Annotated in this window: 29 protein-coding genes and 1 pseudogene; 13 read left to right on the forward strand and 17 right to left on the reverse strand. The window is 72.6% G+C overall.

The window, feature by feature from the left end:
• The coding region (locus TR49_RS46985) for a LacI family DNA-binding transcriptional regulator (RefSeq protein ID WP_439654087.1) at positions 1–313 on the reverse strand (313 nt) is incomplete at its 3' end.
• 16 nt (positions 314–329) lie between these two features.
• On the opposite strand from TR49_RS46985, the gene TR49_RS06620 reads away from it, so the two are divergent.
• Genes TR49_RS06620 through TR49_RS06630 form a run of 3 tightly spaced genes read left to right on the forward strand, consistent with a single transcriptional unit; the run spans position 330 to position 3,296 of the window.
• On the forward strand, positions 330–1,211 hold the full coding sequence (locus TR49_RS06620) for an ATP-binding cassette domain-containing protein (RefSeq protein ID WP_084724621.1): 882 nt from the start codon (positions 330–332) through the stop codon (positions 1,209–1,211).
• Positions 1,208–2,245 (forward strand): ABC transporter permease, encoded by a 1,038-nt coding sequence (locus TR49_RS06625; protein WP_042378218.1) that lies wholly within the window; start codon positions 1,208–1,210, stop codon positions 2,243–2,245. Before TR49_RS06620 ends, TR49_RS06625 begins: the two co-directional genes overlap by 4 nt.
• Before the next feature lie 46 nt (positions 2,246–2,291).
• Positions 2,292–3,296, forward strand: coding sequence for an ABC transporter substrate-binding protein (locus TR49_RS06630; protein WP_042378219.1), 1,005 nt, complete (start codon positions 2,292–2,294; stop codon positions 3,294–3,296).
• Positions 3,297–3,371: 75 nt separating this feature from the next.
• Here TR49_RS06630 and TR49_RS06635 read toward each other — a convergent pair whose 3' ends face one another.
• Both TR49_RS06635 and TR49_RS06640 read right to left on the reverse strand, forming a co-directional pair.
• Positions 3,372–3,845, reverse strand: coding sequence for a carboxymuconolactone decarboxylase family protein (locus TR49_RS06635; protein WP_042378220.1), 474 nt, complete (start codon positions 3,843–3,845; stop codon positions 3,372–3,374).
• Positions 3,846–3,952: 107 nt separating this feature from the next.
• Positions 3,953–5,017, reverse strand: a complete 1,065-nt coding sequence (locus tag TR49_RS06640) for a phosphatidylinositol-specific phospholipase C domain-containing protein (protein ID WP_042378221.1) — start codon at positions 5,015–5,017, stop codon at positions 3,953–3,955.
• 172 nt (positions 5,018–5,189) lie between these two features.
• Here TR49_RS06640 and TR49_RS41180 point away from each other — a divergent pair.
• A pseudogene (locus TR49_RS41180) lies at positions 5,190–5,318 on the forward strand (aminoglycoside phosphotransferase family protein); the annotation flags it as partial.
• 111 nt (positions 5,319–5,429) lie between these two features.
• Here TR49_RS41180 and TR49_RS06645 read toward each other — a convergent pair.
• The 3 genes from TR49_RS06645 to TR49_RS06655 all read right to left on the reverse strand — a co-directional run bounded on the left by TR49_RS06645 (position 5,430) and on the right by TR49_RS06655 (position 7,762).
• Entirely contained in the window at positions 5,430–5,939 is a 510-nt protein-coding gene (locus tag TR49_RS06645; protein ID WP_042378474.1) for a GNAT family N-acetyltransferase, read from the reverse strand.
• 44 nt (positions 5,940–5,983) lie between these two features.
• On the reverse strand, positions 5,984–6,619 hold the full coding sequence (locus tag TR49_RS06650) for a VOC family protein (protein WP_042378223.1): 636 nt from the start codon (positions 6,617–6,619) through the stop codon (positions 5,984–5,986).
• A gap of 63 nt (positions 6,620–6,682) precedes the next feature.
• A complete protein-coding gene (locus TR49_RS06655) occupies positions 6,683–7,762 on the reverse strand; it encodes a zinc-dependent alcohol dehydrogenase family protein (RefSeq protein WP_042378224.1) in 1,080 nt (359 codons plus the stop codon).
• Between the two features lie 323 nt (positions 7,763–8,085).
• Here TR49_RS06655 and katG point away from each other — a divergent pair, with 323 nt between their 5' ends.
• Positions 8,086–10,311: a catalase/peroxidase HPI gene (gene katG / locus TR49_RS06660; RefSeq protein WP_042378226.1), complete on the forward strand. Its 2,226-nt coding sequence runs from the start codon at positions 8,086–8,088 to the stop codon at positions 10,309–10,311.
• A gap of 30 nt (positions 10,312–10,341) precedes the next feature.
• On the opposite strand, the gene TR49_RS06665 is transcribed toward katG, so the two are convergent.
• Entirely contained in the window at positions 10,342–11,085 is a 744-nt protein-coding gene (locus TR49_RS06665) for a FadR/GntR family transcriptional regulator (protein ID WP_042378228.1), read from the reverse strand.
• 57 nt (positions 11,086–11,142) lie between these two features.
• A complete protein-coding gene (locus tag TR49_RS06670) occupies positions 11,143–12,612 on the reverse strand; it encodes an APC family permease (RefSeq protein ID WP_042378229.1) in 1,470 nt (489 codons plus the stop codon).
• A gap of 193 nt (positions 12,613–12,805) precedes the next feature.
• Here TR49_RS06670 and TR49_RS06675 point away from each other — a divergent pair, with 193 nt between their 5' ends.
• On the forward strand, positions 12,806–13,369 hold the full coding sequence (locus TR49_RS06675) for a peroxiredoxin family protein (RefSeq protein ID WP_052434083.1): 564 nt from the start codon (positions 12,806–12,808) through the stop codon (positions 13,367–13,369).
• On the opposite strand, the gene TR49_RS06680 is transcribed toward TR49_RS06675, so the two are convergent.
• The 3 genes from TR49_RS06680 to TR49_RS06690 all read right to left on the reverse strand — a co-directional run bounded on the left by TR49_RS06680 (position 13,354) and on the right by TR49_RS06690 (position 14,783).
• Positions 13,354–14,001 carry a hypothetical protein gene (locus tag TR49_RS06680; protein ID WP_042378230.1) on the reverse strand — a complete coding sequence of 216 codons (648 nt, stop codon included), beginning with the start codon at positions 13,999–14,001 and terminating at the stop codon, positions 13,354–13,356. The two genes, TR49_RS06675 and TR49_RS06680, sit on opposite strands and share 16 nt — an antisense overlap.
• A 108-nt stretch (positions 14,002–14,109) precedes the next feature.
• On the reverse strand, positions 14,110–14,487 hold the full coding sequence (locus tag TR49_RS06685; RefSeq protein ID WP_042378231.1) for a PPOX class F420-dependent oxidoreductase: 378 nt from the start codon (positions 14,485–14,487) through the stop codon (positions 14,110–14,112).
• A complete protein-coding gene (locus TR49_RS06690; RefSeq protein ID WP_052434061.1) occupies positions 14,484–14,783 on the reverse strand; it encodes a hypothetical protein in 300 nt (99 codons plus the stop codon). Before TR49_RS06690 ends, TR49_RS06685 begins: the two co-directional genes overlap by 4 nt.
• Positions 14,784–14,957: 174 nt before the next feature.
• Here TR49_RS06690 and TR49_RS06695 point away from each other — a divergent pair, with 174 nt between their 5' ends.
• On the forward strand, positions 14,958–16,349 hold the full coding sequence (locus TR49_RS06695) for a purine-cytosine permease family protein (RefSeq protein WP_042378232.1): 1,392 nt from the start codon (positions 14,958–14,960) through the stop codon (positions 16,347–16,349).
• Positions 16,350–16,407: 58 nt separating this feature from the next.
• On the opposite strand, the gene TR49_RS06700 is transcribed toward TR49_RS06695, so the two are convergent.
• Both TR49_RS06700 and rpmG read right to left on the reverse strand, forming a co-directional pair.
• Positions 16,408–16,653, reverse strand: coding sequence for a type B 50S ribosomal protein L31 (locus TR49_RS06700; protein WP_042378234.1), 246 nt, complete (start codon positions 16,651–16,653; stop codon positions 16,408–16,410).
• Between the two features lie 51 nt (positions 16,654–16,704).
• Entirely contained in the window at positions 16,705–16,869 is a 165-nt protein-coding gene (gene rpmG, locus TR49_RS06705) for a 50S ribosomal protein L33 (RefSeq protein WP_042364137.1), read from the reverse strand.
• Between the two features lie 136 nt (positions 16,870–17,005).
• On the opposite strand from rpmG, the gene TR49_RS43595 reads away from it, so the two are divergent.
• Both TR49_RS43595 and TR49_RS06710 read left to right on the forward strand, forming a co-directional pair.
• Positions 17,006–17,158: a hypothetical protein gene (locus TR49_RS43595; protein ID WP_160311548.1), complete on the forward strand. Its 153-nt coding sequence runs from the start codon at positions 17,006–17,008 to the stop codon at positions 17,156–17,158.
• Complete coding sequence (locus TR49_RS06710) at positions 17,155–17,418, forward strand: helix-turn-helix transcriptional regulator (RefSeq protein ID WP_052434062.1); 264 nt, start codon at positions 17,155–17,157, stop codon at positions 17,416–17,418. The genes TR49_RS43595 and TR49_RS06710 overlap by 4 nt, the downstream gene beginning before the upstream one ends.
• Before the next feature lie 27 nt (positions 17,419–17,445).
• On the opposite strand, the gene TR49_RS06715 is transcribed toward TR49_RS06710, so the two are convergent.
• Both TR49_RS06715 and TR49_RS06720 read right to left on the reverse strand, forming a co-directional pair.
• Positions 17,446–17,994: a GNAT family N-acetyltransferase gene (locus TR49_RS06715; RefSeq protein WP_042378235.1), complete on the reverse strand. Its 549-nt coding sequence runs from the start codon at positions 17,992–17,994 to the stop codon at positions 17,446–17,448.
• Positions 17,995–18,325: 331 nt separating this feature from the next.
• Positions 18,326–18,769, reverse strand: coding sequence for a (2Fe-2S) ferredoxin domain-containing protein (locus TR49_RS06720; RefSeq protein ID WP_439654082.1), 444 nt, complete (start codon positions 18,767–18,769; stop codon positions 18,326–18,328).
• A gap of 222 nt (positions 18,770–18,991) precedes the next feature.
• Between TR49_RS06720 and chrA the strand changes: the two genes are divergently transcribed.
• Both chrA and TR49_RS06730 read left to right on the forward strand, forming a co-directional pair.
• Positions 18,992–20,167, forward strand: coding sequence for a chromate efflux transporter (chrA, locus tag TR49_RS06725; protein ID WP_042378237.1), 1,176 nt, complete (start codon positions 18,992–18,994; stop codon positions 20,165–20,167).
• 470 nt (positions 20,168–20,637) lie between these two features.
• Positions 20,638–20,865, forward strand: coding sequence for a hypothetical protein (locus TR49_RS06730; protein WP_042378239.1), 228 nt, complete (start codon positions 20,638–20,640; stop codon positions 20,863–20,865).
• A 124-nt stretch (positions 20,866–20,989) separates the two neighbouring features.
• Here the strand turns inward: TR49_RS06730 and TR49_RS06735 are convergent, their stop codons facing one another.
• Entirely contained in the window at positions 20,990–21,967 is a 978-nt protein-coding gene (locus tag TR49_RS06735) for an NAD(P)-binding domain-containing protein (protein ID WP_236653246.1), read from the reverse strand.
• Positions 21,964–22,839, reverse strand: coding sequence for an IclR family transcriptional regulator (locus TR49_RS46315; RefSeq protein ID WP_063770035.1), 876 nt, complete (start codon positions 22,837–22,839; stop codon positions 21,964–21,966). Before TR49_RS46315 ends, TR49_RS06735 begins: the two co-directional genes overlap by 4 nt.
• A gap of 176 nt (positions 22,840–23,015) precedes the next feature.
• On the opposite strand from TR49_RS46315, the gene TR49_RS06745 reads away from it, so the two are divergent.
• A complete protein-coding gene (locus TR49_RS06745) occupies positions 23,016–24,395 on the forward strand; it encodes an amidohydrolase family protein (protein ID WP_063770036.1) in 1,380 nt (459 codons plus the stop codon).
• On the forward strand, positions 24,392–25,486 hold the full coding sequence (locus TR49_RS06750) for a dipeptidase (protein ID WP_042378240.1): 1,095 nt from the start codon (positions 24,392–24,394) through the stop codon (positions 25,484–25,486). Before TR49_RS06745 ends, TR49_RS06750 begins: the two co-directional genes overlap by 4 nt.
• Positions 25,487–25,524 lie beyond the last annotated feature (38 nt).

The following is a 25,524-nucleotide window of genomic DNA, read 5'->3' on the forward strand; positions in this document are numbered from 1 at the left end:
GCCCGGCCGTGGCCTCGCTCACCCCGGCCTCGCCGTTGACGACGCGGGAGACGGTTTTCAGGCCGACGCCCGCCGCTGCCGCGACGTCCTTCATGGTGGGCCTGATCGGGACTCCGGGACGATCCGTGCCGGCCGGCATCTGCTTGCCACCGTCCCTTCCGGGGAACGCCTTCGGGTGCACCCGACTGCGGCACAGCATAGACAACGTTGCCGATTTCGTGGAGAGAAGCGGCAGTCTTGCAGGGGGCATTGACGTGCCGTCAGCTTGCCTGTTCAATCCTGAGCCACGACGACAACGTTGTCCTCGACGCATCGCGGGGAGGTGTGCCGTGGCGGAGCCGTTGCTGGAAGCACGCGGCGTGGTCAAGCGGTTCGGGCATGTGCAGGCGCTGCAGGGAGCCGACTTCGCGGCCTACGCCGGCGAGGTGGTGGCCCTGATCGGCGACAACGGCGCGGGCAAGTCGACACTGGTCGGCGTCCTCTCGGGCGTCCTCGCCCCGGACGGCGGCGAGATCCTGCTCGACGGAGCGCCGGTGCGCTTCGGCGGACCGCAGGACGCGCGCCGCGCCGGGGTGGAGACGGTCTATCAGGACCTTTCGCTGGCCCAGGACCTGGACGCGCCGGCCAACCTCTACCTCGGCCGTGAGCTGCTGCGCAAAGGCGTGCTCGGCAGGCTCGGCGTGCTGGACCGCCCGGCGATGCGCCGCGACGCGGTGCGCGCCTTCGCCGAACTCGGCGTCACGCTCAAGGACCCGACGGCCCCGGTGGCGGCGCTCTCCGGCGGGCAGCGCCAGTCCGTGGCCGTGGCCCGCGCGGTGGCCTTCGCCAACCGGGTCGTCTTCCTCGACGAACCCACCGCCGCGCTCGGCGTGGTGCAGCGCGCACGCGTGCTGGAGACGGTGCGCAGGGTGGCGGACCGTGGCATCGGCGTCGTGCTGATCAGCCACAACATGCCCGAAGTGCTGTCGGTCGCGGACCGGGTGGAGGTGCTGCGGCTGGGACGCCGGGTCGCCTCGCTGCGTGCGGCGGACACCTCGATCGAGGAGCTGGTCGGCGCGATGACCGGCTCCCTGGACCGTGCCGACGGGTCCGCCGCGGCGCCCGAACCGTCGCTTCAGGCGTCCGGGCGGCAACCGGAACTGGAGCCGGAACAGCAGCCGGAGCCGGACGAGGTACCGGAGCAGCAGCCGTCCGACGAGGAGGTCCGATGACGACGACCGAGACCCGGCCGCGACCGCACGCGCAGACGCTCGTCGCCCGGACGCCGCCGCTGCTGCGCCGCGCCGCCGGCATCGGTGAGCTGTGGACCTTCCTGATCCTCGCCGCGCTCGTCGTGTTCTTCACGATCGCAGCCCCCGGCAAGTTCTTCACCGCCTACGACCTCACCCAGATCGCCGTCAACGCGGCCATCTACCTGGTGCTCGGCGTCGGCATGACCTACGTGGTCATCACCGCCGGCATCGACCTGTCCATCGGCTCGGTGCTCGTCCTGGCCGCGGTCGCGGCGGGGGAGTGGAACATCCACCACGGCGGCGCCGCAGCGGGCTGGGGAACGGTCGCGATCTGCGTCGCCATCGCGCTCGCGGTCGGCGCGGCCTGGGGAGCGCTCCAGGGAGCCGTCGTCGCCACGGAGAAGGTGCCACCGCTCATCGTCACCCTCGGCGGGCTCGGGGCCGCGCTCGGCATCGCCGAACTCGCCACCGGCGGCCAGGATCCGGCCGAAGCCGCGGCGAACAACCTGCAGAACACCCTCGGCTTCGGCAAGCTGCTCGGCATCCCGTGGCTGGTGATCCTCGCGGCCGGCGTCACCCTGGTCTTCGGTCTGGTGCTGGGCCTGACCCGGTTCGGCACCCACACCTTCGCCATCGGCTCCAACCCGGCCGCGAGCCGCCGTGCGGGCATCCGGGTCGGGGCGCACCTGGTCAAGGTCTACGCCCTGATGGGCCTGCTCGCCGGGCTCGGCGCGGTGATGTGGCTGGCCTCCTACGGCACCACCTCGATCGCCGGGCACTCGACCGACAACCTCAAGGTCATCACGGCGGTGGTCCTGGGCGGCACCAGCCTCTTCGGCGGGCGCGGCTCGGTGCTCGGGACCGTCATCGGCGTCTTCATCCCGGCCGTGCTGAACACCGGACTGATCGTCATCGGCGTCCAGCAGTACTGGCAGGACGTGGCGGTGGGCGTGGTCCTGGTCGCCGCCGTCTACATCGACCAGATGCGCCGCCGTACGCGCGAGCGCAGCTGAAGCGGAGCCCGCAGCGGAGCCCACAGCCGCAAGAGAGGACACCACCATGTCGAGCACCACATCGCCGACTTCTCGCAAGCGCGCACTTCTCGCGGCCACCACGGCCGTCCTCGCCCTGGCCGCCACGGCGTCCTGCAGTTCCTCGGGCAGCCCGGGCCCGGCGGCGGGAGCCGGAGGCAAGAAGATCGCCATGATCACCGGCGTGAAGAGCGACCCCTTCTACATCACCATGACCTGCGCCGCCCAGGCCGAGGCCAAGGCCAAGGGCATCGGCTTCACCGCCGACGGCTCGGCCCAGTGGGACGTCTCCGTGCAGCGCCCGCTGATCGACTCCGTCGGCGCCGCGCACCCGGACGGCCTGATGATCTCGCCGGTGGACACTGCGGCGCTGACCCCGTCGCTGAAGCAGATCCAGGCCTCGGGGACGAAGATCGCGCTGGTGGACACGTCCGTCACCGACACCTCCGTGGGGATCACCCGGATCTCCTCCGACAACGAGAAGGGCGGCCAGGTCGCCGCCGACGCGCTGGCGAAGCAGATGGGCGAGAAGGGCTCCGTCATCGTCATCAGCGTGAAGCCCGGCATCTCCACCACGGACGCCCGGATCAAGGGATTCAGCGAGGAGATGGCCAAGTATCCGGGCATCAAGGTGCTGCCGACCCTCTACGACAACGACCTGCCGGCCACGGCGGCCTCGCAGATCCAGTCCACCCTGGCCGCCCACCCCGACCTCGGCGGGGTCTTCGCGGGGAACACCAACACCGGGCAGGGCGTGGCCACCGGCCTGGCGCAGGCGGGCAAGCAGGGCGTCGTCAAGGTGGCCGCGTTCGACGCGGAGCCGGACGAGATCACCGCGCTCAAGAACGGCACCCTGCAGGTGCTCGTCGCCCAGGACCCGGCGGCGATCGGCGTCCAGGCGGTGGACGAGCTGGCCGCGGCGTTCGCGGGCAAGCCGGTGCAGGCGTCGATCGGGACGACCATGGTGGCCATCACCAAGGACAACCTGAACGATCCGCAGATCGCCAAGTACGTGTACAAGGCGGCCTGCTGAGCGCTCCGGCGTGCGGACACGGCGCGGCGCCCCGGCTCGTGGAGAGCCGGGGCGCCACGGCGCGTCGGGCCGCGGTCAGCCGAACATGCCGGGCTGGTAGTCGCCCGCGGGCTGACGGTTGATCACGTTGATGCGGTTGTAGGCGTTGATGATCGCGATGAGACCGATCAACGCGGCCAACTGCTCGTCGTCGTAGTGCTTCGCTGCGTTCCGCCACACCTCGTCGCTCACGCCGCCGGCCGCGTCCGCGATCCGGGTGCCCTCTTCCGCGAGCTCCAGCGCGGCGCGCTCGGCCTCGGTGAAGACCGTGGCCTCACGCCAGGTCGCCACCAGGTTGAGGCGCTGGGCCGTCTCCCCGGCGGCGGTGGCGTCCTTGGTGTGCATGTCGGTGCAGAAGCCGCAGCCGTTGATCTGGCTGGCTCGGATCTTGACCAGCTCCTGTGTGGCATGGGGCAGGGACGAGTCCGAGACGACCTTGCCGGCGGAGTTCACGTACTTGAACAGGGCGGGGCCGATGCCGCTGCCGAAGAGGTTCAGACGGGCTTCCATGACGATCTCCTCACCGCTTTCGATGCTTTCACACCTATGACAAGCGGCGGCCCGCACGTGTGACAGCCCGGCCCCGGAATCCTCCGGAGACTTCCGGAGTCCGCCGTTCAGCCGCGCGCGAGCTGCTCGGACAGCACCGACGGCAGGCCGGTCCAGTCGGAGGAGACGAAGGACGCGTGGGCGGCGGCCAGCTGGGCGACCCGGGCGTCGGCGTCGGCCTGGGAGGGGGCGGTGTCGGAGATGGCGGGGTCGACGTTCTGCGCGTCGGTCATCACCAGCAGGTAGTGGTTGGTGTCGTACCAGGAGGTGTCGATGCCGCCGTCCACGAAGGCGTGGGCGTCGCCGTCGAAGACCACGAACCAGGGGCGCAGGGTCGCGTCGGAGTAGCGGGTGCGCGGGTCGCCGGAGGCGGCGCCGAGCACGGAGGGGAAGATCTGGGCCTGGCCCAGGGTGCCCGCGGCCTGGAGGGCGGCGAGGTGCTGGGCGTACTCGGTGTCGGTCCACAGGTGGTCGAAGGGGTTGTCCTGCTCGAAGGTGCCCGGGATGGCCTCGAGGATCACCTTGCCCGCGAGCGCGGAGCGCTTGGGCCAGGCGTTCGCGCGGGCCGCGGCGTCCAGGGACGGGTAGCCGGCCATCAGGTCGGCGGGCCGGTAGACGTCGGTGCCGAGGTGGGCCTGGACCAGGGAGTCCAGCTGCGTGGGGCCGAGCCCGACGGTGGCGTCGAAGCCGGCCTTCATCTCCAGCTTGATCATGATCGGCGGGTGGCCGGGGTGCGCCGCCAGCCAGATCCGGATGTCGTCCAGACAGCTGCCCAGGTCCTTGTTGGCGCCGCCCCGGTAGAGGTCCGCGGCGCTGCTCGCGTCGACGCAGTTGTTGGAGTTGCCCAGCGGGTTGGCGTGGCTGACCTTCCACTCCTTGGTGAACGGGTCCACCCAGGTGTCGAGTTCGACCAGCGAGGTGCCCGCGTCCAGCGCCTGTGCGAGGAAGGGGAAGGCGGACGTGTCGTTGTAGGTGTTGTGCAGCCCGACCGAGGTGCCCGCGGCCAGGGACAGGCCACCGGTGTCCTGCGCGGCGGCGGAGCCGCCCGGCAGGACGAACGGGATCACGCAGGCGGCTGCGGTCAGCAGGCATGAGACGAGACGACGCTGGGCGGGGCGACGCGAGGCGACCATCGGTCCTCCGGGACGGCGGAAGGGGGCCGACGGCACGCGTCGGCCGCGTGCCCACTCTTGGCATGCACGCGGCGCGATGGTAACCCTGATGGGTGGCCCGCAGGTGACACTTCGTCAAAGATCTGGATCGGCGCCGTGCGCAGGACTCTCGAAGGGCCTGGCGACGTCAGGGATCGACCTGGACGTGATCCACGCGTGGTGGTCGTTGCGAAGCCTGCTGGCGGTTCGCTGGCTGATCGAGCACGGCTTCGACCCGTTCGCACCGGGCTGTGAGGTCGACGTGCTGATATCCCGGATGTGAGGCGGCGCGGGCGCGGCCGGGGGCTCGGCTCGGCGGCCGGACGGCGGGCCGCCCGGCCCAGGACCGCGGTTCGACCGGGCCGGGCGAGGGTGCCGGAGCACGGGGCCGTCGTCAGGGGAGGGCACGGGTGAGCCAGACCAGGTCGCCGATCTCCTCCGTGGAGACGTGGTCGCGCTCGAAGCCGAGCTTCTCCAGGACCCGGAAGGAGGGGGCGTTGTCCGGGCGGACCGTGGACCACAGCCGTGCCCGGCCCGTCGCCGCCGCGGCGTCGAGCACGGCACGTGCCGCCTCGGTGGCGTAGCCGAAGCCGTGGGCGCGCTGCAGCAGCTCGTAGGCGATCTCCGGTTCCTCGACGGTTGCGCGGCCGACCAGGAGGCCGCAGTAGCCGATGAAGTCGCCTCCGTCGAGGCGCGTGACGCGCATCAGGGCCAGGCCGGTCGTCGCCGCGGTCACGCGGCCTTCAGCAAGGATCTCGCGAGCGCGCTCCACGCGAGGGGTCACGGAGGCGCCGCGTTCGGCGGCCAGGCGGCACAGGTCCTCGGCGTCGGCGTCGGTCCAGGGCTGGAGCCGCAGCCTCTCGGTCGCGAGGTGGGTCGGCATCGGTGCGTACGCGGTCGACATGCGGACACTCTGCACCACCGCACGACGCTGCCGGAAGGGCGTCCTCAGATCGTGACCGGGCCCTTGGGAGTGGCGAACTCGACGGAGACCAGGCCGGGTTCCTCGTCCTCGACCCAGGTGACGTCGATCTGGTCCAGCGGATGGTCCGCCGGTTCGCCGAGGAACTCGGAGATGGCGGCGGGATCGCCCGCGATGGAGACGCCCTGGATCCGGGACGAGGTGCGCGGATCCGCGCTCGGGCGCTCCCCGGCGGGGACCAACCACTGGAGGAAGTAGGGGAGTTGCGGATCCTCCAGCAGCTCCAGCAGGCCGATCTGCTTCCACCGCAGGTCGAAGCCGTCCGGGCGGACCCGGTGTCCCTCTGCGGAGGTGCGCCCGAGCCGCTCCTCGACCGGGGCGATGTCGTCGACCGAGACCACCCAGCCGAGCCAACCGCCGCCCTCCGCCGCCCTGCGGGCCACCGCCTGCCCGAAGGGCGCGCGGTCGGCGGCGGGGTGGTCGAGGGTGGTGACCACCTCGACGTAGGTGCCGCCGGCCAGCGGGAGGACGAAGTTGCGGGTCCCGAAGCGCGGGTGCACGCCGCCGTCCACGAACCCGGCCCCGAGGGCCGAGCCGATCCGCTGAACCGTCGAGACGAAGCTGTCGCGGGCCACCGCGTAGGAAACGTGATCAAGTCGCACCGCGCCATCATGACCCGGCGGACCGGCGCGGACGCCCACGCCACGCCCGCCGGGGCGGCCGCGTCAGCCGCGGAGCGGATCGATCATCGTCATTCCGGCGGGGGAGGCGCGGTCGAAGACCGGCAGCAGCGCGGCCGCCTCGTCCAGCCCCACGACCCGCTCGATCAGCTGCTGCGGACGCAGGGCGCCGCTCGCGATCAGGGCGAGCATCGCCGGGTAGTCGGCGGCCGCCATGCCGTGGCTGCCGAGCAGGTCCAGCTCCCAGCCGATGACCCGGGCCATCGGCACCCGGGGGTGGCCGCCGACCGGCGGCAGCAGGCCGACCTGGACGTGGCGGCCGCGACGCCGCAGGCTCAGCACCGAGTCCGCGCAGGTCTGCTCGCTGCCCACGGCGTCCACGGCGACCTGGCTGCCGCCGCCCGTCAGCTCGTGCACCCGGGCCGGGACGTCGGAGCCCGGCAGACCGTCCGGGAGCACGCCGTCGGTGGTCGGGCCGGTCGCGAGCAGGACGTGGTCCGCGCCGAGCGCGCTCGCCGCGTCGAGCGCGACCTGGTGGCGGTCGACGGCGACGACGCGCGCGCCCAGCGCCTTCGCGATCATCACCGCGCTGAGCCCCACCCCGCCCGTGCCGACCACGGTCAGCCACTCGCCGGCCTCCAGCCGGGCCCGGGCGGTCAGCGCGCGGAACGCGGTCGCGAACCGGCAGCCCAGGCTCGCGGCGGCCGCGAAGGAGACCCCCTCCGGCACCGCCACCAGGTTCGTGTCGGCGGCGTGGAGGGCGACCAGCTCGGCGAAGGAGCCCCAGTGTGTGAAGCCCGGCTGCTCCTGCTGCGGGCAGACCTGTGCGTTCCCCGAGCGGCAGTGCTCGCAGCGCCCGCACCCGCAGACGAACGGCACGGTCACCCGGTCCCCGACAGCCCAACGTTCGACGCCCGCGCCGACCTCGACGACCACCCCGGCCAGCTCGTGCCCCGGCACGTGTGGCAGCGCGACGTCGTCGTGCCCGGCCCAGGCGTGCCAGTCGCTCCGGCAGAGCCCCGTCGCGTGCACCCGCACCACGACCCCGCCCGCGGGCGGGGTCGGATCCGGCACCTCCCGCACGACGACCGGTTCCCCGATCCGGTCCATCACCACTGCGCGCAACCCGCTGCTCCCCTCGACCTCGGCCGTCCCACCCCCGTGGCCGCCCAACCTACTGCCCCTGGTTCGGTGCGGTCTTTTCCCGCCCCGCGCGCGTGAGAATGGACCCAGGACCGGTGAGTCCGTCCGGCGGCGGGCGGGAGTTCGCAGACCGGGAGTTCGCAGACGGAGAACCGAACGTCGTGTCCCCCGCCAGGGGCGTTCGCGATGGGTACAGTGCAGACACGGGGGACGCAGGTCCGCCGCCTTCCCCGGCGCGCCTGAGTGCCCTCGCTTCTTCCGCCAGCCAGACTTCGGACTTGCCCGACCAGCCCGGAAGGATTGCCATGTCCGAGAACATTGACGTCAATCTCGAAGCGAGTGAGGGGGGAGCGGGTGGTTGCCCGGTCGCGCACGGGCGCGCGCCGCACCCGACGCAGGGCGGGGGGAACCGCCAGTGGTGGCCGGAGCAGCTCAACCTGCGCATCCTGGCGAAGAACCCGGCCGTGGCGAACCCGCTGGGTGAGGACTTCGACTACGCGGCCGCGTTCTCGGCGCTGGACCTGGCGGAGGTCAAGCGCGACATCGGCACGGTGCTGACCACCTCGAAGGACTGGTGGCCGGCGGACTTCGGCAACTACGGGCCGTTCATCATCCGCATGGCCTGGCACAGCGCCGGCACCTACCGTATCCGCGACGGGCGCGGCGGTGGCGGCACCGGCCAGCAGCGCTTCGCGCCGCTCAACTCCTGGCCCGACAACGCCAGCCTGGACAAGGCGCGGCGGCTGCTGTGGCCGGTGAAGAAGAAGTACGGCAAGTCGCTGTCCTGGGCCGACCTGATCATCCTCGCGGGCAACGTGGCGCTGGAGGACATGGGCTTCGCGACCTTCGGCTTCGGCGGCGGCCGCGTCGACGCCTGGGAGCCGGACGAGGACGTGTACTGGGGGCCGGAGACCACCTGGCTCGGCGACGAGCGCTACACCGGCGACCGCCAGCTGGAGAACCCGCTCGGCGCGGTCCAGATGGGCCTGATCTACGTCAACCCCGAGGGCCCCAACGGCAACCCGGACCCGATCGCCGCCGCCCGCGACATCCGCGAGACGTTCTACCGGATGGCGATGAACGACGAGGAGACCGTCGCGCTCATCGCCGGCGGCCACACCTTCGGCAAGACCCACGGCGCGGGCCCGGCCGACAACGTGGGCCCGGACCCGGAGGACGCGCCGATCGAGCAGCAGGGCCTCGGTTGGAGGTCCACCTTCGGCACCGGCAAGGGCGCGGACGCGATCACCTCGGGCCTGGAGGGGATCTGGACGGACACCCCGACCACCTGGAACAACAGCTTCTTCGAGATCCTCTTCGGCTACGAGTGGGAGCTGTTCAAGTCCCCGGCGGGCGCCAACCAGTGGCGTCCGAAGGACGGCGGCGGCGCGGGCACCGTCCCGGACCCGTTCGACCCGGCCAAGAAGCACCAGCCGACCATGCTCACCACGGACCTGTCGCTGCGCTACGACCCGATCTACGAGCCGATCTCGCGCCGCTTCCTGGCCGACCCGGCCGCGTTCGCGGACGCCTTCGCCCGGGCCTGGTTCAAGCTGACCCACCGCGACATGGGCCCGATCGCCCGCTACCTCGGCCCCGAGGTCCCGGCCGAGCAGCTGCTGTGGCAGGACCCGGTTCCCGCCGAGTCCCGCTCGCAGCTCGACGCCTCGGACGTCACCAAGCTCAAGGCGAAGATCGCCGGGGCGGGCCTGTCCGTCGCGCAGCTGGTGTCGACGGCGTGGGCCTCCGCGGCCTCCTTCCGCGGCAGCGACAAGCGCGGCGGCGCCAACGGCGCCCGCGTGCGGCTGGAGCCGCAGGCCGGCTGGGAGGTCAACGACCCCGACCGGCTGGCCGTCGCGCTGCGCGCCCTGGAAGGCGTGCAGCAGGCGTTCAACGCCGGGCTGTCGGGCGGCAAGCAGGTCTCGCTCGCCGACGTGATCGTCCTCGCGGGCGGCGTGGGCGTCGAGCAGGCCGCGAAGGACGCAGGGGTGACGGTCGAGGTGCCGTTCACGCCGGGCCGCGGCGACGCGACCCAGGACCTGACCGACGTCGAGTCCTTCTCCGCGATGGAGCCGATCGCGGACGGCTTCCGCAACTACCTCGGCAAGGGCAACACCCTCGGTGCGGAGTACCTGCTGCTGGACAAGGCCAACCTGCTGACGCTGTCGGCACCGGAGATGACGGTCCTGGTCGGCGGCCTGCGCGTGCTGGGCGCCAACCACCAGGGTTCCTCGCTCGGGGTGTTCACCGACCGGCCGGGCACGCTGACGAACGACTTCTTCGTCCACCTGCTCGACCTGGACACCACCTGGACCCCGGTCGCCGAGGACGCGAGCGCCTTCGAGGGCCGTGACGCCTCCGGCCGGGTCCGCTGGACGGGCAGCCGCGCCGACCTGGTCTTCGGCTCCAACTCCGAGCTGCGGGCCGTGGCCGAGGTCTACGCGGGTGACGACGCGCACGAGAAGTTCGTGGCGGACTTCGTCGCCGCCTGGGCCAAGGTCATGGACCTGGACCGCTACGACGTGCGCTGACGCCGAAGCGTCGCTGTCAGCCCACTCCCGTCAGCCCGCGACGTCCGGGCCGGCCGCCTTCTCGGCCGGTCCGGACGCCGTCGCGTGGAGCTCCTTGACCGCGCTGACGGCCCGGTCAGTCCTGCCTGCGGTGAGGTGCGTCAACAGCTGTTCGCGGCAACGGTTCCGGCGCAGGACCGCGTCCGCGTCCGGTAGCGGCCGCAGCAGGCTGAGCCGGCCGAGCAGGTCCGCGGCGACCTCGCGCACCGCCGGGCCGCCGAGGGTCTCGGCCAGGTCCAGGTGGAAGCGGGTGTCCAGCTCCAGCAGCCGGTCCGGGTCCGGGCCGACCTCGCGCGTGCGGGCGGCCAGATCCCGCAGGCCCTTCAGCTGCTCGGCGGCCACCTCGCCGGAGGCGTGGGCGACCAGCCCGCACTCCAGCAGCAGCAGGAACGCGTCAACGGAGGCCGCTGCGGCCGGGTCGTGGCAGGCGGGCACGACGGCGTGCCAGTCGCCGGAGACGAAGGTGCCGCCGGTGCGGCCGCGCCGCCGGTCCAGCAGCCCGTCCTGGCACATTCCTTCCAGCGCGCGGCGTACCGTCATCTCGCCGATGCCGAGCTGCTCGGCGAGACGGCCGGTGTCCGGCAGGCGGTCCCCGGGCCGCAACGCGGAGAGCCGGACGAGCAGCGCGATGCGCGAACGGACCAGGTCGGCGCCGCTCTGCGGTCCGGCCCCGGGGAAGGCGGGGAACGGAGCCGCCTGGTTGTAGGGGCCGAACTTGCCCGCGGTGCTCACCACGCGGTCACCCTAACCCTCGCCCGCCCTCGGTCGGCCCGCTCAGCCCGCTCAGCCCGCTCAGCCCGCGTGACTGTCCGCGACGATCGAGCCGACGCGGTCGCCCAGCGTCGGGTCCCGCCGGACCAGCACCGCGGCGTAGCCGACCGCGGCGAGCAGGATGCCGAGCGCCAGGTAGGGGAACCAGTCGTACGGGCTCGGCTGTCCCGGCTTGACCAGGTAGTACAGCGGCACCAGGATCGCCGCCGCGCCGAGGCCCGGCAGCAGCGCGTGCCGCGTCCAGCGGAACTCGCTGGGCCGGTAGCGCCGGTAGTAGAACGGCAGCGCGATGTTGGACGCGAGGTACACCAGCAGCACCAGGATCGTGCCCATGGTGGACGACTCGGCGAAGAAGACCATCGGGTCCATCGCGCCCGATGAGGCGTGCCCGCCGAGCAGGTGGCCGAGGCCCCAACCGCCGATGATGAGCAGCGAGATGGTGACGAAGGTGAGGATGGCCCGGGTGGGCGTGCGCCGGGTGGGGTGCACCGCGCCGACCGCGCTCGGCAGCAGGCCCTCGCGTCCGGCGTTGAAGACCAGCCGCGCCTGGGAGTTGGTGCCCGCGATCAGCGCGCCGAGCGTCGAGGTGAGCCCGGCGAGGTAGGCGAAGAACGCCAGTACGCCCAGGGTCCCCTGGGCGACGTCGATGAACGGGACGGCGGACGCGCCGACCTTGGTGACGTCGTAGCCGAACCCGGTGAGGGTGGCGTAGGAGAAGAGCACGTAGCTGACCGACATGACGCCGATGGAGAGGAAGACCGCCCGGCCGACGTTGCGCCGCGGGTCCTGCGTCTCCTCGGCGAGCGCGGCGGAGTTCTCCCAGCCGATGAACAGGTAGACCGCCAGCGGGAAGCCCTCGGCGAGCCCCTGGAAGCCGCCGCTGATCCGGCCCGGTTCGAACGGGGCGAGCGAGAGGTGCCCGGCGTGGTCGACGATCGCCGCGACCGAGACGACGACCAGCACCAGCATCTCGACGCCGAAGAACAGCCCGGCCAGCTTGGTGGAGACGGCGATACCGCGGACCATCAGCACGACGGCGACGCCGGTCAGGATCAGCGTCCAGATGATCCAGGGGACGTTCCACGTGAGGTAGTGGTGGAGCGTCGTCTCCAGGAACCCGCCGGAGACGGCGATCACCGACGCCATGGCGATGATGTAGCCGAGGCCGGCCAGCAGCGCGGTCGTGACGGCGCTGGTCGGGCCGAAGGTCCTGCCGACGAAGGTGATGAAGCTGCCGGCCGAGGGGTGCGCCCGGGAGAACTGCGCGAGCGTGTTGCCCAGCAGCGCCACGGCGATGCCCGCGGCGATGACGGTGAGCGGGGAGGCGACCCCGGCGGTGGTGGCCAGGAAGCCGAAGCCGAAGAAGAAGCTCATCGCCGGGCCGATGTTGGCCATGGTGGCCGCGGCGATGTCGACCATGCCCAGCACACCGCCGTTCAGGCGCTGGGTTCTGACGGTGGGGGAGGCGACGGTCTGCTCGGACACGGGCATGCTCCTTCGCGCGGGGTGCGGGTGCGGGGCGCAGGTGGGTGGCGTGCCGAGAAAATAGTTCAACCCGATCAGTTGAACAAGGGTTCGCGCAGCGGAGCGGCGGAGCAGCCGATACGTCCCGCGATCCCGGGTGGGCCGGGGCATGATGGAGATCGAGATCGTCCGTAGCCGGAAGAACCGTGAGGAGCCGAAGATGCGTGCCGACATCGTGCCGGGTGGGGTCTTCCCCGACTACGAGCTGACCGACCACACCAAGGCCCGCCGCAAGCTCAGCGAACTGCAGGGCGGCGACCCGATGGTGCTGATCCTCTCCCGCGGCCACTTCTGCCCCAAGGACCACCAGCAGCACCTCCAACTCGCCGCCCACTGGGCTGAGATCGCCGTCGCGTACACCCAGGTCGTGACGATCGCGACGGACAACCTCTTCGAGCTGAACGAGTTCCGCGCCGCCGTCGGCGCACAGTGGACCTTCCTGTCCGACGTGGGCCGCAAGGTGCAGCAGGACCTGGACATCCAGGAGTACACCGACACCACCCACGACCCGATGATCCCGCACACGCTCGTGCTCAAGCCGGGCCTGGTCATCCACAGCGTCTACAACGGCTACTGGTACTGGGGCCGCCCCTCGATCGAGGACCTCCGCCGCGACCTGCGCGAGGTCACCCGCGACGTCCGCCCGGACTGGGACCCGACCGCCCCCGGCCTCCGCGCCGCCTGGGACGCGGGCGACCACTCCCAGCACTACCCGTACCGGTAGACCCCGCCCGGCACGCTCGGGTTCACTCCTCCGGTGAGGGCCCTGCGGGCCGCGGCGGCCAGGGGAACCCGTGGGCCTCCGCCGACGCCCGGCTGCCGCCCGTAAGCGGGGCCCAGCCGGTCGGGCTGCCGCTCGCGCAGCCACTCCCGTGACTCCGGTCCTGGCTGTGCACACAGGGCCTCGATCACGCTGCTCCGGTGCCCTTCGGGCGCCGGGTCGGCCAGCCAGGCCAGCTGGGCCGCGGCGTCCCCCAAGCCGGACAGCACCGCGGCGGCTCGTCTCGTGAAGCACGGGAGTAGGCCCAACAGGCGTACTGCTTCCGCGTCCTGGGGTTCGGCGCGGCCTTTTGGGAGCGCCAGTCCGGTGGCCGCGGCGGGGACGTCGGCGCCGTTGTGGAGCAGGTGGCGGCCGGTTTCGCCGGCGTGCTCCGGCAGTCGTGCGGTCTCGGGGTCCTCGAAGTGGGCCGCAAGGACGGCCCCGACGTCCTCGTCGCGGGAGCGCGCCGCCCTGGCCGGGCGAGCAAGAGCGTCCTTGGGCAGCGGGTCGTCAGGGGTCAGCTGGTGAAGGCGTTCTGCCAGCGCGAGCAGGGTCGGCCTGGGTTCGAGCGCCTTGCGCTCGTCCTGGACGCTCACCGGGCGGGGAAGGGCTCGATTCTCTTCGTCATGCGCCGGATGGTGGCAGGGCCGCGACGGTCCGGACAACCACTTTTCGCCGCCAGGTGGCCCCAGGGCGCAGCCGGTTCAGTCGTCCAGGCCCCAGCTGATGACGTGCTCCGGATGGACCCGGATCACCTCCGGGCTGAAGTGCGGGCCCAACTCATGGGGGCCGGTGAGCAGTTCGGCGGTGCCGCGGATCTCGACGCCGCGGACCCGCCAGGGGCGGATGCTCACCAGGTCGTCGACGACGAGCGAGATCCTGGGGTTGGCCTGCAGGTTGCGCCACTTCTTGGTGGCGCCCATCCGCAGCCCGCCGATCAGGATCGTGCCGTCGTCCTGCGCAAAGAACCCGACGGGATTGGCCTGCGGCTGCCCGGAGGGGTCGACCGTGGCCATCCGGCCGAGCCGTTGGCCGTCCAGGTACGCGCGCTGCGCGGCGGTGAAGGCGGTGAAGGCGGTCATGAGGGGTTCACGGCTTCAGCGCGGTGTCGCTGCTTGAGTGCGGCGTCGCAGGTGTGGCAGAGCCACGGCGTCAGGTTCGGCGGGTACCAGTGCGAGCCGGGCGCCGTCGGGTGGTAGCTGTGCTTCTCCATCGGCGCGGTGTCCAGGCCGCACAGGGTCCGCTCGGCCGGGTCGTCCGGCGTCCCGGCGTCGGACGGCGCGGCGTGGACGGCCTTCAGGCCGCCGACCACCCAGCTCTTGCCGTCGAGGTTCGGGGTGTGCCCCGCCTGCGGTTCGATCAGCACGATGATGCCCACCCCTCCACGATCCCGCGCCGCCCGGGCGCACGCATCACGACCGTGCAGGATCGGCGGACCGTCCACAGGCTGAAGCTCCGGGGTGAAAGTTTTCATTCATGCCCTTGACACCTGCCTGACTCTATACACGAAGATGTGGCCCACCCCACACCTCGCCTCACCAAAGGTGGCCTCATGGAGCAACGCGCCCTCGAGTTCGTGCCGGCCGACGAGAGATACGGCAAGGCGCGGTCGTTGTTCACCGTCTGGTTCGCGGCGAACATGCAGATCACCACCATCGTCACCGGCGCCCTGGGCGTGGTCCTCGGCCTGCCGCTGCCCTGGGCGGTCCTCGCCCTGGTGGTGGGCAACCTGTTCGGCGGCGTCTTCATGGCGCTGCACTCCGCGCAGGGGCCCAAGCTCGGCATACCCCAGATGATCCAGAGCCGGGCCCAGTTCGGCGTGCTCGGCGCGGTGCTGCCGCTGCTCCTGGTCATCCTCATGTACATCGGCTTCTTTGCCAGCAGCTCCGTCCTCGGCGGCTCCGCGCTGGCCGCCTGGACCGGCCTGCCGCGCACCGCGTGCGTCATCGCCGTCTCCGCCGTCTGCGCCGTGCTGGCGCTCTACGGCTACCGGCTGATCCACCAGGTGGAGCGCTGGATCAGCCTGGTCAGCGCCGTCGGCTTCGTCTACCTGAGCTATCGGCTGCTTACGGCCCCGCAGCCGGCCGGCCTGTGGCACGCGGGCTCCCTCGACGTCGGCACCTTCCTGCTCGTCGTCTCCATCGCGGCCACCTGGCAGATCACCTATGCGCCCTACGTCGCCGACTACTCGCGCTACCTGCCCGAGAACACCAGCAGCGCGGCCGCCTTCGGCTGGACCTACGCGGGCTCGGTCGGCGCCAGCATCTGGATGATGGCCTTCGGCTGCGTCGCCGCCGCGGTCGCGCCCAAGGCGTTCGGCGCCGACTCGGTCGCCTACGTCGTGGGCCTTGCGCCCGGCTCGGTCTCCGGCGTGTTCTTCCTGGTCGTCGTGCTGGGCGTGCTCGCGGTCAACGTGCTCAACCTCTACGGCGCCTTCATGTCGACCACGACCACGCTCGGCGCGGTCCTGCGCTTCCGCGTCGGCCAGGGACTGCGCGCCGCCTTCATCCTCGGCGCGGCGGCCGTCGGCACCGGCCTGGCCCTGCTGGCGCAGGGCGACTTCCTCGGCACCTTCGAGAACTTCATCCTGTTGCTGACGTACTTCCTGGTGCCGTGGACCGCGGTCAACCTGGTCGACTTCTACCTGATCCGCCACGAGCAGTACGACATCCCGGCGCTCTTCGACCCGGCCGGCCGCTACGGCCGCGTCAACTGGCGCACCATGGCCGCCTACCTGATCGGCGTCGCAGTCGAGGTGCCCTTCGTCAGCACCAGCTACTACACCGGGCCGATGGTCGCCCACCTCGGCGGCGCGGACATCTCCTGGCTCCTCGGCCTGATCGTCTCCGCGGCCCTCTACTACGTCCTCATGCGCCCCTTCGCGATCCCGCGCACCCCCGCCCAGGCGGCTCCGACCGAGGAGCAGCTCGCGCCCCGCGCCTGAGCCGCCCTCGGACACGAATGGCCGTCGCCGCATATCGCGGCGACGGCCCCTGCCTTGATCACGCCCGAGCGGCGGCCTTTCCGTAGCGGCGCTCGAAGCGCTCGACGCGGCCGGCGCTGTCCAGAACGCGGGCGTTGCCGGTGTAGAAGGGATGGCTGGCGGATGAGATCTCCACGTCCACGACGGGGTAGCTCCGGCCGTCGGACCATTCGACGGTCCTGTCGCTGGTCAGCGTGGACCGCGTGAGGAAGGCGACGTCGGCCGCGCGGTCGCGGAAGACGACGGGCTGGTAAGTGGTGTTCATCGCGGGATGCCTCTCGGGTCGTGGGCGTGTGGTGCGGAACGGTTGCGCGGGTCAGCGCTCCTCGCGGAACTCGACGTGCCGACCGGCCGCGGGGTCGTACTTGCGCAGCACGAGGCGGTCCGGGTCGTTGCGGCGGCTCTTGCGGGTCACGTACGTGTAGCCGGTTCCGGCGGTGGAGCGGAGCTTGACGATCGGGCGCAGTTCGCTGCGGGCCATGGGTCCTCCTGTCCAGAGCGACCGCCACTCCACTCAGTGAAATGGAAGTCGTTTTCAAGCCTTCTGGCCCTCACAACGCACACCCGTCGGCACCTATTCCCCCTCGCCTCGCGGCCGCGTCGATATACTTTGGTATATGAGCGAGGAGAGCACGCGGGAGATTTGGGACATCACCAGTCGCGACGGCCGCCCGGCCTACCGCAACCGTCTCGCCTCCAGCTTCGGCGAGAAGGTCAGCGTGCGTGACTGGGTCATCGACACCGGCAAACTCTGGCGGTACAGCGCATGACGCCCGACGATCCGCTGGCCCCGTTCGCTCGAACGCTGGGTGAACACCTCGCACGCCTGCGCAAGTCGCGCGGCCTCACCCAGGCCCAGCTCGCCGACCTGGCCGGTATCACCCAGGCTGCGCTTTCCCGCGCGGAGACCGGCCGAACCCTCCCGCAGCTGCGCACCCTCATGACGATCGGACAGGTGCTCGGGCAGAACGTCGGCATCCACCTCGACGGGCAGCTGATCACCGGCCCGCAGCCTTCGGACCGTCAGTGACGGTGCCGTTCACGGCTTCGTGGGGCCTCACCACACCTCGCCGTCGCGCCAGTCGCAGGTGAGCTCGCCGGTGAGGTCGAGGCGGTACCCGTCGCGGCGGACGAAGATGTAGCCGTCCTCGTCGGGGGTCCGGATGATGCCGGAGGTGGGTGTGAGGGCGGATGTCGGCCCCTGCCAGGGGCGCCAGCCGCGGGCGGCGTAGAAGGCGAGGCCCTCCTCGGAGGCGCCGAGTGCGCCGAAGTCGTAGGCGCGGTCGATGACCCGCTCCAGCGGGGCCATCACGGCACTGCCGTAGCCGCGCCGGCGCAGGGTCGCCTCCACGGCGACGCCCTCGACGTAACCGACGCGCCAGGCCCGCCCGCTGTGCAGCAGCCGCCGTTGGACGACCGCGCCGTGCGCGACGACGAGGCCGCTGGGCTGCCGCAGCAAGGCGTGGACCCCGCCGAGGCAGTGTTCCCAGTCGTCCTCCGACATGTCGTCGAAGGTCCGGTAGAGCAGTGCTCGCGCGGCGGTGAGTTCGTCCGGCTCCAGATCCGCTGTGTGGGCGACGCGGAGGGCCGGCTGGTCTTCGCTCATGGCACAAGGATGCGCGAGTCGCAGCCCCGTCCACGGAATCTGACGGATCGACACCCGGATGGCCGACAGCGACGGCTGTCCGCCGCTCCGGGCCGACGGTGTGGAAGGCCGCGGTGCGGTCCTCGCTGCGCGGGTCGGCGGGCGGGGGAAGGTCCGGGATCGCGGCGCGGGACCGGCGCCGCCAGGGGCGTGTGTGGTCCGCGGCGGCCTCGCAGCCGCCGTCGAGGTCCACGACCACGACCGCGGGCGCACCGTCCGCGTGGCACATGCGCACCCCGAGTCCGGCGACGCCCGGTTGCGCGGCGGACAGGTCCATGAGGGCGCGAGTCCGTCAGTCCTCGACCGCCTCGCGGACGCGCCGGGAGGGCTGGAAGGCGTACAGGTCGAGGACGCCGGGCGGTTCGGCGAGGCCGGGGCCGCCCGCGCCCGTCCAGGTCGCGATGTCCGCGGTGGCGTCGCGGTCGTTGACCAGTCCGAGCCATACCGGTCGGCCGCCCGCCCGCCGACCGTCCGGCGACGGCTGCACGACGATGACATTGGCCCGCTCGCACACGTCCAGGCAGTCCACCGCCCGCACGTGCGCGCTGTCCGCCAACGCGGCGCGCAGCTCGCGCAGTTGCGCGGCATGGTCGAGGCGGGGGACCTTGGGCGTGCCGCAGCAGCAGCCACGGCAGACGGTCACCGTGGGACGGGCCGCCCGGTCGGACACGGCCCCGGCCGGGCGGTCGCGGCGGCTCTCCGGATGACGACCGGGAACAGTTGATCGTTTCTTCACCTGTCCTCGATAGCATGGACGCATGGGCCGTGCAACGAGGGCCCGTGCCACCGTGCGCGAACGCCCCGACGCCGTCGGCCTGGAGCGTTCCGCCTGCTCGCACCAGCTGCGGGCTGCCCCGTAACCTCGGGCACCTTCGTGCCCCGGTGGCCCCCGCCGCCCGGCCGTCGCATACCGTCGAGGACGACGGAGCCCGAGCCGAGCCGGAAGCACCCCACTGACGTGACGACAGCCGAAGAGCAGGACCCGGCCCTGCCGACGCCGGTGTCGCTGGCCACCATCGCCCGGGAGTGGGGCCGGATCGGCTGCATCGGTTTCGGCGGACCGCCGGCCCACATCGCGCTGCTGCGACAGCTCTGCGTCGAGCAGCGCGGCTGGATCGCCGCCTCCGAGTTCGAGGACGGCATCGCCGCCACCAACCTGCTGCCCGGCCCGGCCTCGACGCAGCTGGCGATCTACACGGCATGGCGCCTGCGCGGCGTGGCCGGGGCGATCCTTGGCGGGCTCTGTTTCATCGTTCCGGGGCTGGTCCTGATCCTGGCGCTCGCCGCACTCTTCCTCGCCTCCGGCACGCCCGGGTGGGTGCGCGGCGCAGCCGCCGGAGCGGGAGGGGCGGTCGCGGCCGTGGCCGTCCACGCGGCCTGGGGCCTGGTGCCCGGCAGTTGGAAGCGGGCCGGCTCCGCCCGCACGGCCCGTGCGCGCTGGATCGGCTACGCCCTCGCCGGAGCTGCCGCGGCGGCGACCGTCGGGCCGTGGCTCGTCCTCCTCCTCGTCGCCACGGGACTCCTCGAAGTCGCCGTCCGCGCCAGGCCGGGGGCGACGGGCGCATGGCCGCTGCCGCTCGCGGTCGCCGCTCCGGCGGCGGGCGGTCTGCTCTCCCTCGCGTGGGTCGCCTTCAAGGTCGGCGCCCTCTCCTACGGCGGCGGCTTCGTCATCATCCCGCTCATGCAGGCCGACGCGGTCCACCACTATCACTGGATGACGGCGGCTCAGTTCCTCAACGCCGTGGCCCTCGGCCAGATCACCCCGGGCCCGGTCGTCCAGACCGTCGCCGTCGTCGGCTACGCCGCCGCCGGAGTGGGCGGAGGACTGCTCGCCGCGGCCGTCGCCTTCACGCCCTCGTTCCTCTTCGTCATCCTCGGTGGCCGCCACTTCGACGCGCTCCGCGCCAACCGCCACGTCCAGGCGTTCCTCACCGGAGCGGGGCCGGCCGTCATCGGCGCCATCGCCGGCTCCGCCGTCCCCCTGGCCCTGGCTCTCACCCACGCCTGGCAGTACGCGGTCCTCGCCGCGGCCGCGGTGTGGCTCCTGGCGCTGCGACGAGGCGTCGTCAGCGCCCTCCTGGGCGCGGGCGTCCTCGGCGTCCTCGCCGCCCTGGTCGGGCTGCCCACGGGCTGAGCGTGTCGAGACCGTCGGCGCTTGAGTGGTTCTCGACCCGGTGGGGGAGCGGTGATTGAACGGCCGGTGTGGGGGCAGACACCGGTTGGATCATCCCCTGATCGAAGAGGTGACGACATGGCTGGCACGAGGGTGACCAAGCGGCCCACCCCGCCGCGCCCGCAGCCCCCGCTCGATCTGCGGACGCCTTCGGGCCGCCCGCTGCCGTACTGAAGCCGACCTGACATCGGCGGAATGCGACCGTGTCGTCAGGGCGCGTCCGTGCCCTCCCCGTTGGGGAGGCGACACGGCGCCCGACGCGAACCGTCCACCCATTCTCTGCCCTTTCTCTGCCCTATCTCCGCGCTGACCTGCGCCGTTGCCGGTGTCACGGTCCCTGCCGCCTCGGTCTCCTTTCGGGGTGCGGGGTGCGCGACGGGCGCGCACGCTGGTGGGACGGGTGTGTTCATCGACGGAATCGGGGTCGTGCGATGTACCGGGAGGCGCGTGTCTGCTTCGTCCGGACGGTTCGTGTCGACGAGGTGACCCTCGAGGGCGAGATGGACCTGTCGGTCGAGCTCGAGCACGGCTGGCTGACGCTGGAGCTCGACGGGGGCGAAGCCCCGCGGCGGGTGTCGCTGCCGTCGGAGGGCGTGGCGTGGATCCTGTGGAAAGGGTTGGAGAGATACGGCCCCACGGTCTCGCGCGGAGGAATCTGACCCGCGCGGACTTGGCCGGGCAGACGCACCGGCGTCCCGAACGGGCCCGCCCGGGACACCGCCGACTACGGTCTGACCTTGGCCGCTGACCCCGCGTAACGCAGGGCCTCAGGACGCAGGACCCTCAGGGCGCATCCCTCGAACCCAGCGTCCGGCTCGCCGCGGCGCTCGCATAGGCGACCGAGGCCGCGGCCACGTCCAGCGCCGCGTGGCCCGTCGACTTGAAGACGGTCAGCTCCGCCGCGTCGCGACGGCCCGGGTGGGAGCCCGACAGGACGGAGCCCAGCAGGGTGACCCGCGCCGCGGGCACGCCCTGCAACTCGTGGGCCCCGGCGGGTGGAGCCGCCGCTGCTGCCCCGGGCCACTCGACGAACAGCGAGGCGTCGCGGATCGTCGCGTCGTCCAGCTCCGGCCCGTCCGAACCGCCGACGGAACCGACGTGGGCGCCCGGCGCCAGCCACTCCCGGCGTATCACGGGGGAGCCCGCACCCGTGCAGCACAGCACCGCGTCCGCGCCGCGAACCGCCTGCTCGACGGAGGCGGCGGCCACGACCCCGAAGCGCCGTGCCGTCGCCGCCGTGTGTGCCGGCGTCCGCCCGGCCACCACGACCTCGACGTCGAGGTCGTGGTGCGCGCCCGCGCGCCGCGGCCGGGTGAGCAGGGCCAGCTGCGCGGCCGCCTGGGTGCCGGTGCCGATCACCGCGACGCGCCTGGCGTCGGGGCGGGCGAGGGCGCGCAGCGCCAGCGTCGCGGTGGCGGCGGTGCGCACGGCCGTCAGCGGCTCCGCGTCCAGGATCGCGAGCAGGCGGCCGTCGCGTTCGTCGAAGTGGGCGACCAGCCCGCGATGCGTGCTGCGGCCGGGGCGGCCGGGATCGGGGAAGACCGTGATCAGCTTCGCGGCCAGGCCGAGCCCCGGCACATGGCCCGGCATCGCGCCGAGCAGCCCCGCGGGCGTGCGGGCCGCGATCCGGGGCGGCGTCGACGCCTCTCCCCGCGCCACCGCGACCAGAGCGCCGGTGAGCGCCGCAGCCAGCGCATCGGCGTCGGCGAGCGCGGCCTGCGTACGCGCGTGGTCCAGGACCAGGAACGGCTCGGTGGTCACGGCTCCCCCTCCTCGCGGTCGTGCCGGTCGGTGTCAGTCACGGTGTCGGTGCCGGCGCCGGTGGCAGTCGTGCCGGTGCCGGTGCCGGTGCCGGTGCCGGTGGCGCGGCGGGCGGCGCCCGGCGCGGTCAGGCGCAGCAGTTCGTCGCCCAGGCGGTCCGTGGCGGCGCGCAGCCGCTGTTCCAGCGCGGTCAGCTGCTCGTCGTCGAACTCGCCGACCGGCCCGACGAGGGTGAGCGCGCAGAGCGGCGGGGCGTCCGGCGTCGGCGTGACCGCGCGGCTCAGCGAGCCGATAAGCCGCTCGGCGCGCCCGCGTTGGACGGCGAATCCGGTCTGCGCCGCCCGGTCGAGAGCGCCCAGGAGACCGTCGGGCCCCTCCATGACGTGGCCGTCCGCCTCGGCCGGGGCCAGGTACGGGGCCCTGTCCGGCGGCGGCAGCGCGGCCACCAGCGCCAGCGGACCGGCGAACCGGTGCACCGGCAACAGCTCGTCGCGCAGATCGCTGATCATCTCCAGCCGGTCCGGCCGCACCACGTCGACGACGCGCGCCCGATCGCCGGCCAGGACCTGGAGGTTCACCATCATCCCGGTCCCCTCGGCGAGCTCCTCCAGAACGGGCCGGGAGACGCCCGCCAGCGAGGTGGCGGCGGCCGACCGGGAGAGCCGCAGCACGGCCGTACCGGGCAGGTAGTGGTCGCCCACGCGCATCACCCAGCCGCGCCGGACCAGGTCCACCAGGACCCGGTAGGCCGTGCCGCGGTGCAGACCGACCCGCTCGGCGACCTCGGCGAGCCGCAGCGGCCGATCGGAGCCGGCGACGGTCTCGATCAGGTCGAGCGCCTTGTCGACGGCTGAGCTCGATGAGGCGGGCACGAGGGCTCCCTTCGGGGGTGTGCGTCGGGCTGTCGGGTTGTCGGTGGGGTCGGCTAGGGTGTGGCTCACGCTGGTGTTGCAAGTATTGAAGCAGATGTTTCACCTGTTGCAACACCATTCCCGAGAATCGGGGACAGCCCGGGAAGGCCGGGAGAGGACCGGAAAGGGGAGGGCACATGGAGCACGCGTACCGCGGTGCCACACTGCTGGACGGCACGGGCGCGCCTGCGCGCACGGGCGTGACGATCCTCGTCACGGACGGCACGATCCGGCGCGTCGCGCCGGACGCGGACGTCCCCGCCGCCGAGCTGGCCGGCATCGACGTTCTCGACCTCGGCGGCCGCCACGTCATCCCCGGCCTGATCGACTCCCATCAGCACATCGCCACCCCGCCCGACCGCCCGCTGGCCGAGGCGACGCTCCGGCGGGACTTCTACGGCGGCGTCACCGCCACCCGCGACATGGCCGACGACCTGCGCCAGGTCGCGGATCTCGCCCGGGCTGCCCTGGTCGGCGAGCTGGCGGCGCCCGACATCCACTACGCGGCGCTCATGGCGGGGCCCGGCTTCTTCGACGACCCGCGCACCTGGCAGGTCTCCCAGGGGGCGACCCCGGGCGAGGTTCCCTGGATGCAGGCGGTCACCGCCGGAACGGATCTCCCGCTCGCGGTGGCCATGGCCCGCGGCACCTTCGCCACCGCCGTCAAGATCTACGCCGACCTCCCCGGCGAGCTCGTCGCCGCGATCACCACCGAGGCGCACCGCCAGGGCCTCGCCGTCTGGGCGCACGCCGCCGTCTTCCCGGCCACGCCGGGCCAGGTCGTCGCGGCCGGGGTCGACTCGGTCTCGCACGCGCACCTGCTCGTCCACGAGGCGGCCGAGCGGCCGCTCACCACGTACCGGGACAAGCCCCCGGTCGACTTCGCCCGCTTCGCGGCGGGTGACGACGCCGAGCTCGGTGCCCTCTTCGCGGAGATGCGCAGCCGGGGCACGGTCCTGGACGCGACGGCGAGCCTGTGGGCGACGCTCGCCCGCGAGGCCGCCCGGGCCGGGGACCAGGAGGGCCACGCCCGCGCCCTCGCCCACGACGGGCTGAGTGCGGCGCTCACCGGCCAGGCCCTGCGTGCCGGCGTGACGGTCAGCGCCGGCACCGACCGCGATCCCGACCTCGGCGAGCCCTGGCCGCCGCTCTTCGACGAGCTCGACTACCTCGTCGACCGCTGCGGCCTCAGCCCCGCCGAGGCGCTGCGCTGCGCCTCCCACGGCGGCGCGCTCAGCCTCGGCGCCGAGCACCGCCTCGGCACCGTCGAGGCGGGCAAACAGGCGGACTTCGTGGTCCTGGAGGAGGATCCGGTGCGGTCGCTCGCCGCCCTGCGCAGCGTCGTCCACGTGGTCAAGCGCGGTCGACGCCACGACCGCGCCGAGTTCGAGGCCGAGTGCCTCGCCCCGACCGGGAGGACCGGCGGGATCGGGAGGACCGGTAGGGCCGAGACGACCGAGAACGCCGACCGGACCGGCGCGACCGGGAACGGCGAGAACGGAGCCGACCAGGCATGAGCACCACCACCAGCCCCCACCGTCCCGGCTTCCCGATCGTCAACGCCCTGGGCGCCCTCGACAACCCGAACGCCGCGCCCGAGGCCGCCGCACAGCTGCAGCAGACCAGCGCGGAGCTCGTCATTGACGCGCGCGCCCTCGCCGAGGCCAAGGCCTCGGGCCTGTCCGCCGTCAACATCACCCTCGGCTACACCCTCGGCGACCTCCCGCCCTACCGGCACACCCTGCGCGAGCTGGACGTCTGGGACGAGATCATCGCGGCGCGTCCCGAGAGCCTGCTGAAGGTGCTGCGTGCGGACGACATCAGGCGCGCGCACGCCGAGGGACGCGTAGGCGTCGTCTACGGCTTCCAGAACGCCGTCGCGGTCGGCGAGAACCACGCCGGGATCGGCGAGCGGGTCGAGCTCTTCGCCCGCCGCGGGGTCCGCGTCGTCCAGTTGACCTACAACCAGGCCAACCACCTCGGCGACGGCTCGATGGCCCCGGAGAACCGCGGCCTCACCGAGCTGGGCCGGGAGACCGTGTCCGCGCTCAACGACCACCGCCTCATGGTCGACCTCTCCCACAGCGGCGAGCGCACCTGCCTGGAGGCCGCACGCGTCTCGCGCCAGCCGGTCTCGATCAACCACACCGGCTGCCGCGCGCTGGCCGACCTCCCGCGCAACAAGACCGACGAGGAGCTGCGCCTGGTCGCGGACCGTGGGGGTTTCGTGGGCGTCTACTTCATGCCCTTCCTCACGCTGTCCGGCCACGCCCGCGCCGCCGACGTGGTCGAGCACATCGTGCACGCCGTCGACGTCTGCGGCGAGGACGCCGTGGGCATCGGCACGGACGGCCCGGTCACGGCCGTGGACGACCTCGACGCCTACCGCGCCCGTCTCGCCGACCACGTCGCCGAGCGCGCCCGCGCCGGGGTCGGCGCGGCGGGTGAGCGCAGCGACACCCTGCCGTTCGTCGAGGACCTGCGCGGCGTCGACCAGTTCCGCACCCTGATACGCATGCTGGAGGAGCGGGGCTACGGCGAGGAGCGGATCGCCAAGATCATGGGAGGCAACTTCCTCGCCTACGCGGACCGCGTCTGGGCAGGTTGACGGCCGGGCCGCCTGACGGCTGAGCCGTTGCGGCCGGG

This window comes from Streptacidiphilus melanogenes, assembly GCF_000787835.1.
Classification (GTDB): Bacteria; Actinomycetota; Actinomycetes; order Streptomycetales; family Streptomycetaceae; genus Streptacidiphilus; species Streptacidiphilus melanogenes.

Coding starts and splice junctions, on each gene's coding strand:
- TR49_RS06685 (WP_042378231.1), bottom strand. CDS start 14,487: ATGACCGCCTTCACCGCCTTCACCGCCGCGCAGCGCGCGTACCTGGAC.
- TR49_RS06635 (WP_042378220.1), bottom strand. CDS start 3,845: ATGGAAGCCCGTCTGAACCTCTTCGGCAGCGGCATCGGCCCCGCCCTG.
- TR49_RS06630 (WP_042378219.1), top strand. CDS start 2,292: ATGTCGAGCACCACATCGCCGACTTCTCGCAAGCGCGCACTTCTCGCG.
- TR49_RS06675 (WP_052434083.1), top strand. CDS start 12,806: ATGCGTGCCGACATCGTGCCGGGTGGGGTCTTCCCCGACTACGAGCTG.
- TR49_RS06750 (WP_042378240.1), top strand. CDS start 24,392: ATGAGCACCACCACCAGCCCCCACCGTCCCGGCTTCCCGATCGTCAAC.
- TR49_RS06710 (WP_052434062.1), top strand. CDS start 17,155: ATGACGCCCGACGATCCGCTGGCCCCGTTCGCTCGAACGCTGGGTGAA.
- TR49_RS06700 (WP_042378234.1), bottom strand. CDS start 16,653: ATGAACACCACTTACCAGCCCGTCGTCTTCCGCGACCGCGCGGCCGAC.
- TR49_RS06645 (WP_042378474.1), bottom strand. CDS start 5,939: ATGTCGACCGCGTACGCACCGATGCCGACCCACCTCGCGACCGAGAGG.
- katG (WP_042378226.1), top strand. CDS start 8,086: ATGTCCGAGAACATTGACGTCAATCTCGAAGCGAGTGAGGGGGGAGCG.
- TR49_RS06670 (WP_042378229.1), bottom strand. CDS start 12,612: ATGCCCGTGTCCGAGCAGACCGTCGCCTCCCCCACCGTCAGAACCCAG.
- rpmG (WP_042364137.1), bottom strand. CDS start 16,869: ATGGCCCGCAGCGAACTGCGCCCGATCGTCAAGCTCCGCTCCACCGCC.
- TR49_RS43595 (WP_160311548.1), top strand. CDS start 17,006: ATGAGCGAGGAGAGCACGCGGGAGATTTGGGACATCACCAGTCGCGAC.
- TR49_RS06745 (WP_063770036.1), top strand. CDS start 23,016: ATGGAGCACGCGTACCGCGGTGCCACACTGCTGGACGGCACGGGCGCG.
- TR49_RS06640 (WP_042378221.1), bottom strand. CDS start 5,017: ATGGTCGCCTCGCGTCGCCCCGCCCAGCGTCGTCTCGTCTCATGCCTG.
- TR49_RS06625 (WP_042378218.1), top strand. CDS start 1,208: ATGACGACGACCGAGACCCGGCCGCGACCGCACGCGCAGACGCTCGTC.
- TR49_RS06715 (WP_042378235.1), bottom strand. CDS start 17,994: ATGAGCGAAGACCAGCCGGCCCTCCGCGTCGCCCACACAGCGGATCTG.
- TR49_RS06695 (WP_042378232.1), top strand. CDS start 14,958: ATGGAGCAACGCGCCCTCGAGTTCGTGCCGGCCGACGAGAGATACGGC.
- TR49_RS06730 (WP_042378239.1), top strand. CDS start 20,638: ATGTACCGGGAGGCGCGTGTCTGCTTCGTCCGGACGGTTCGTGTCGAC.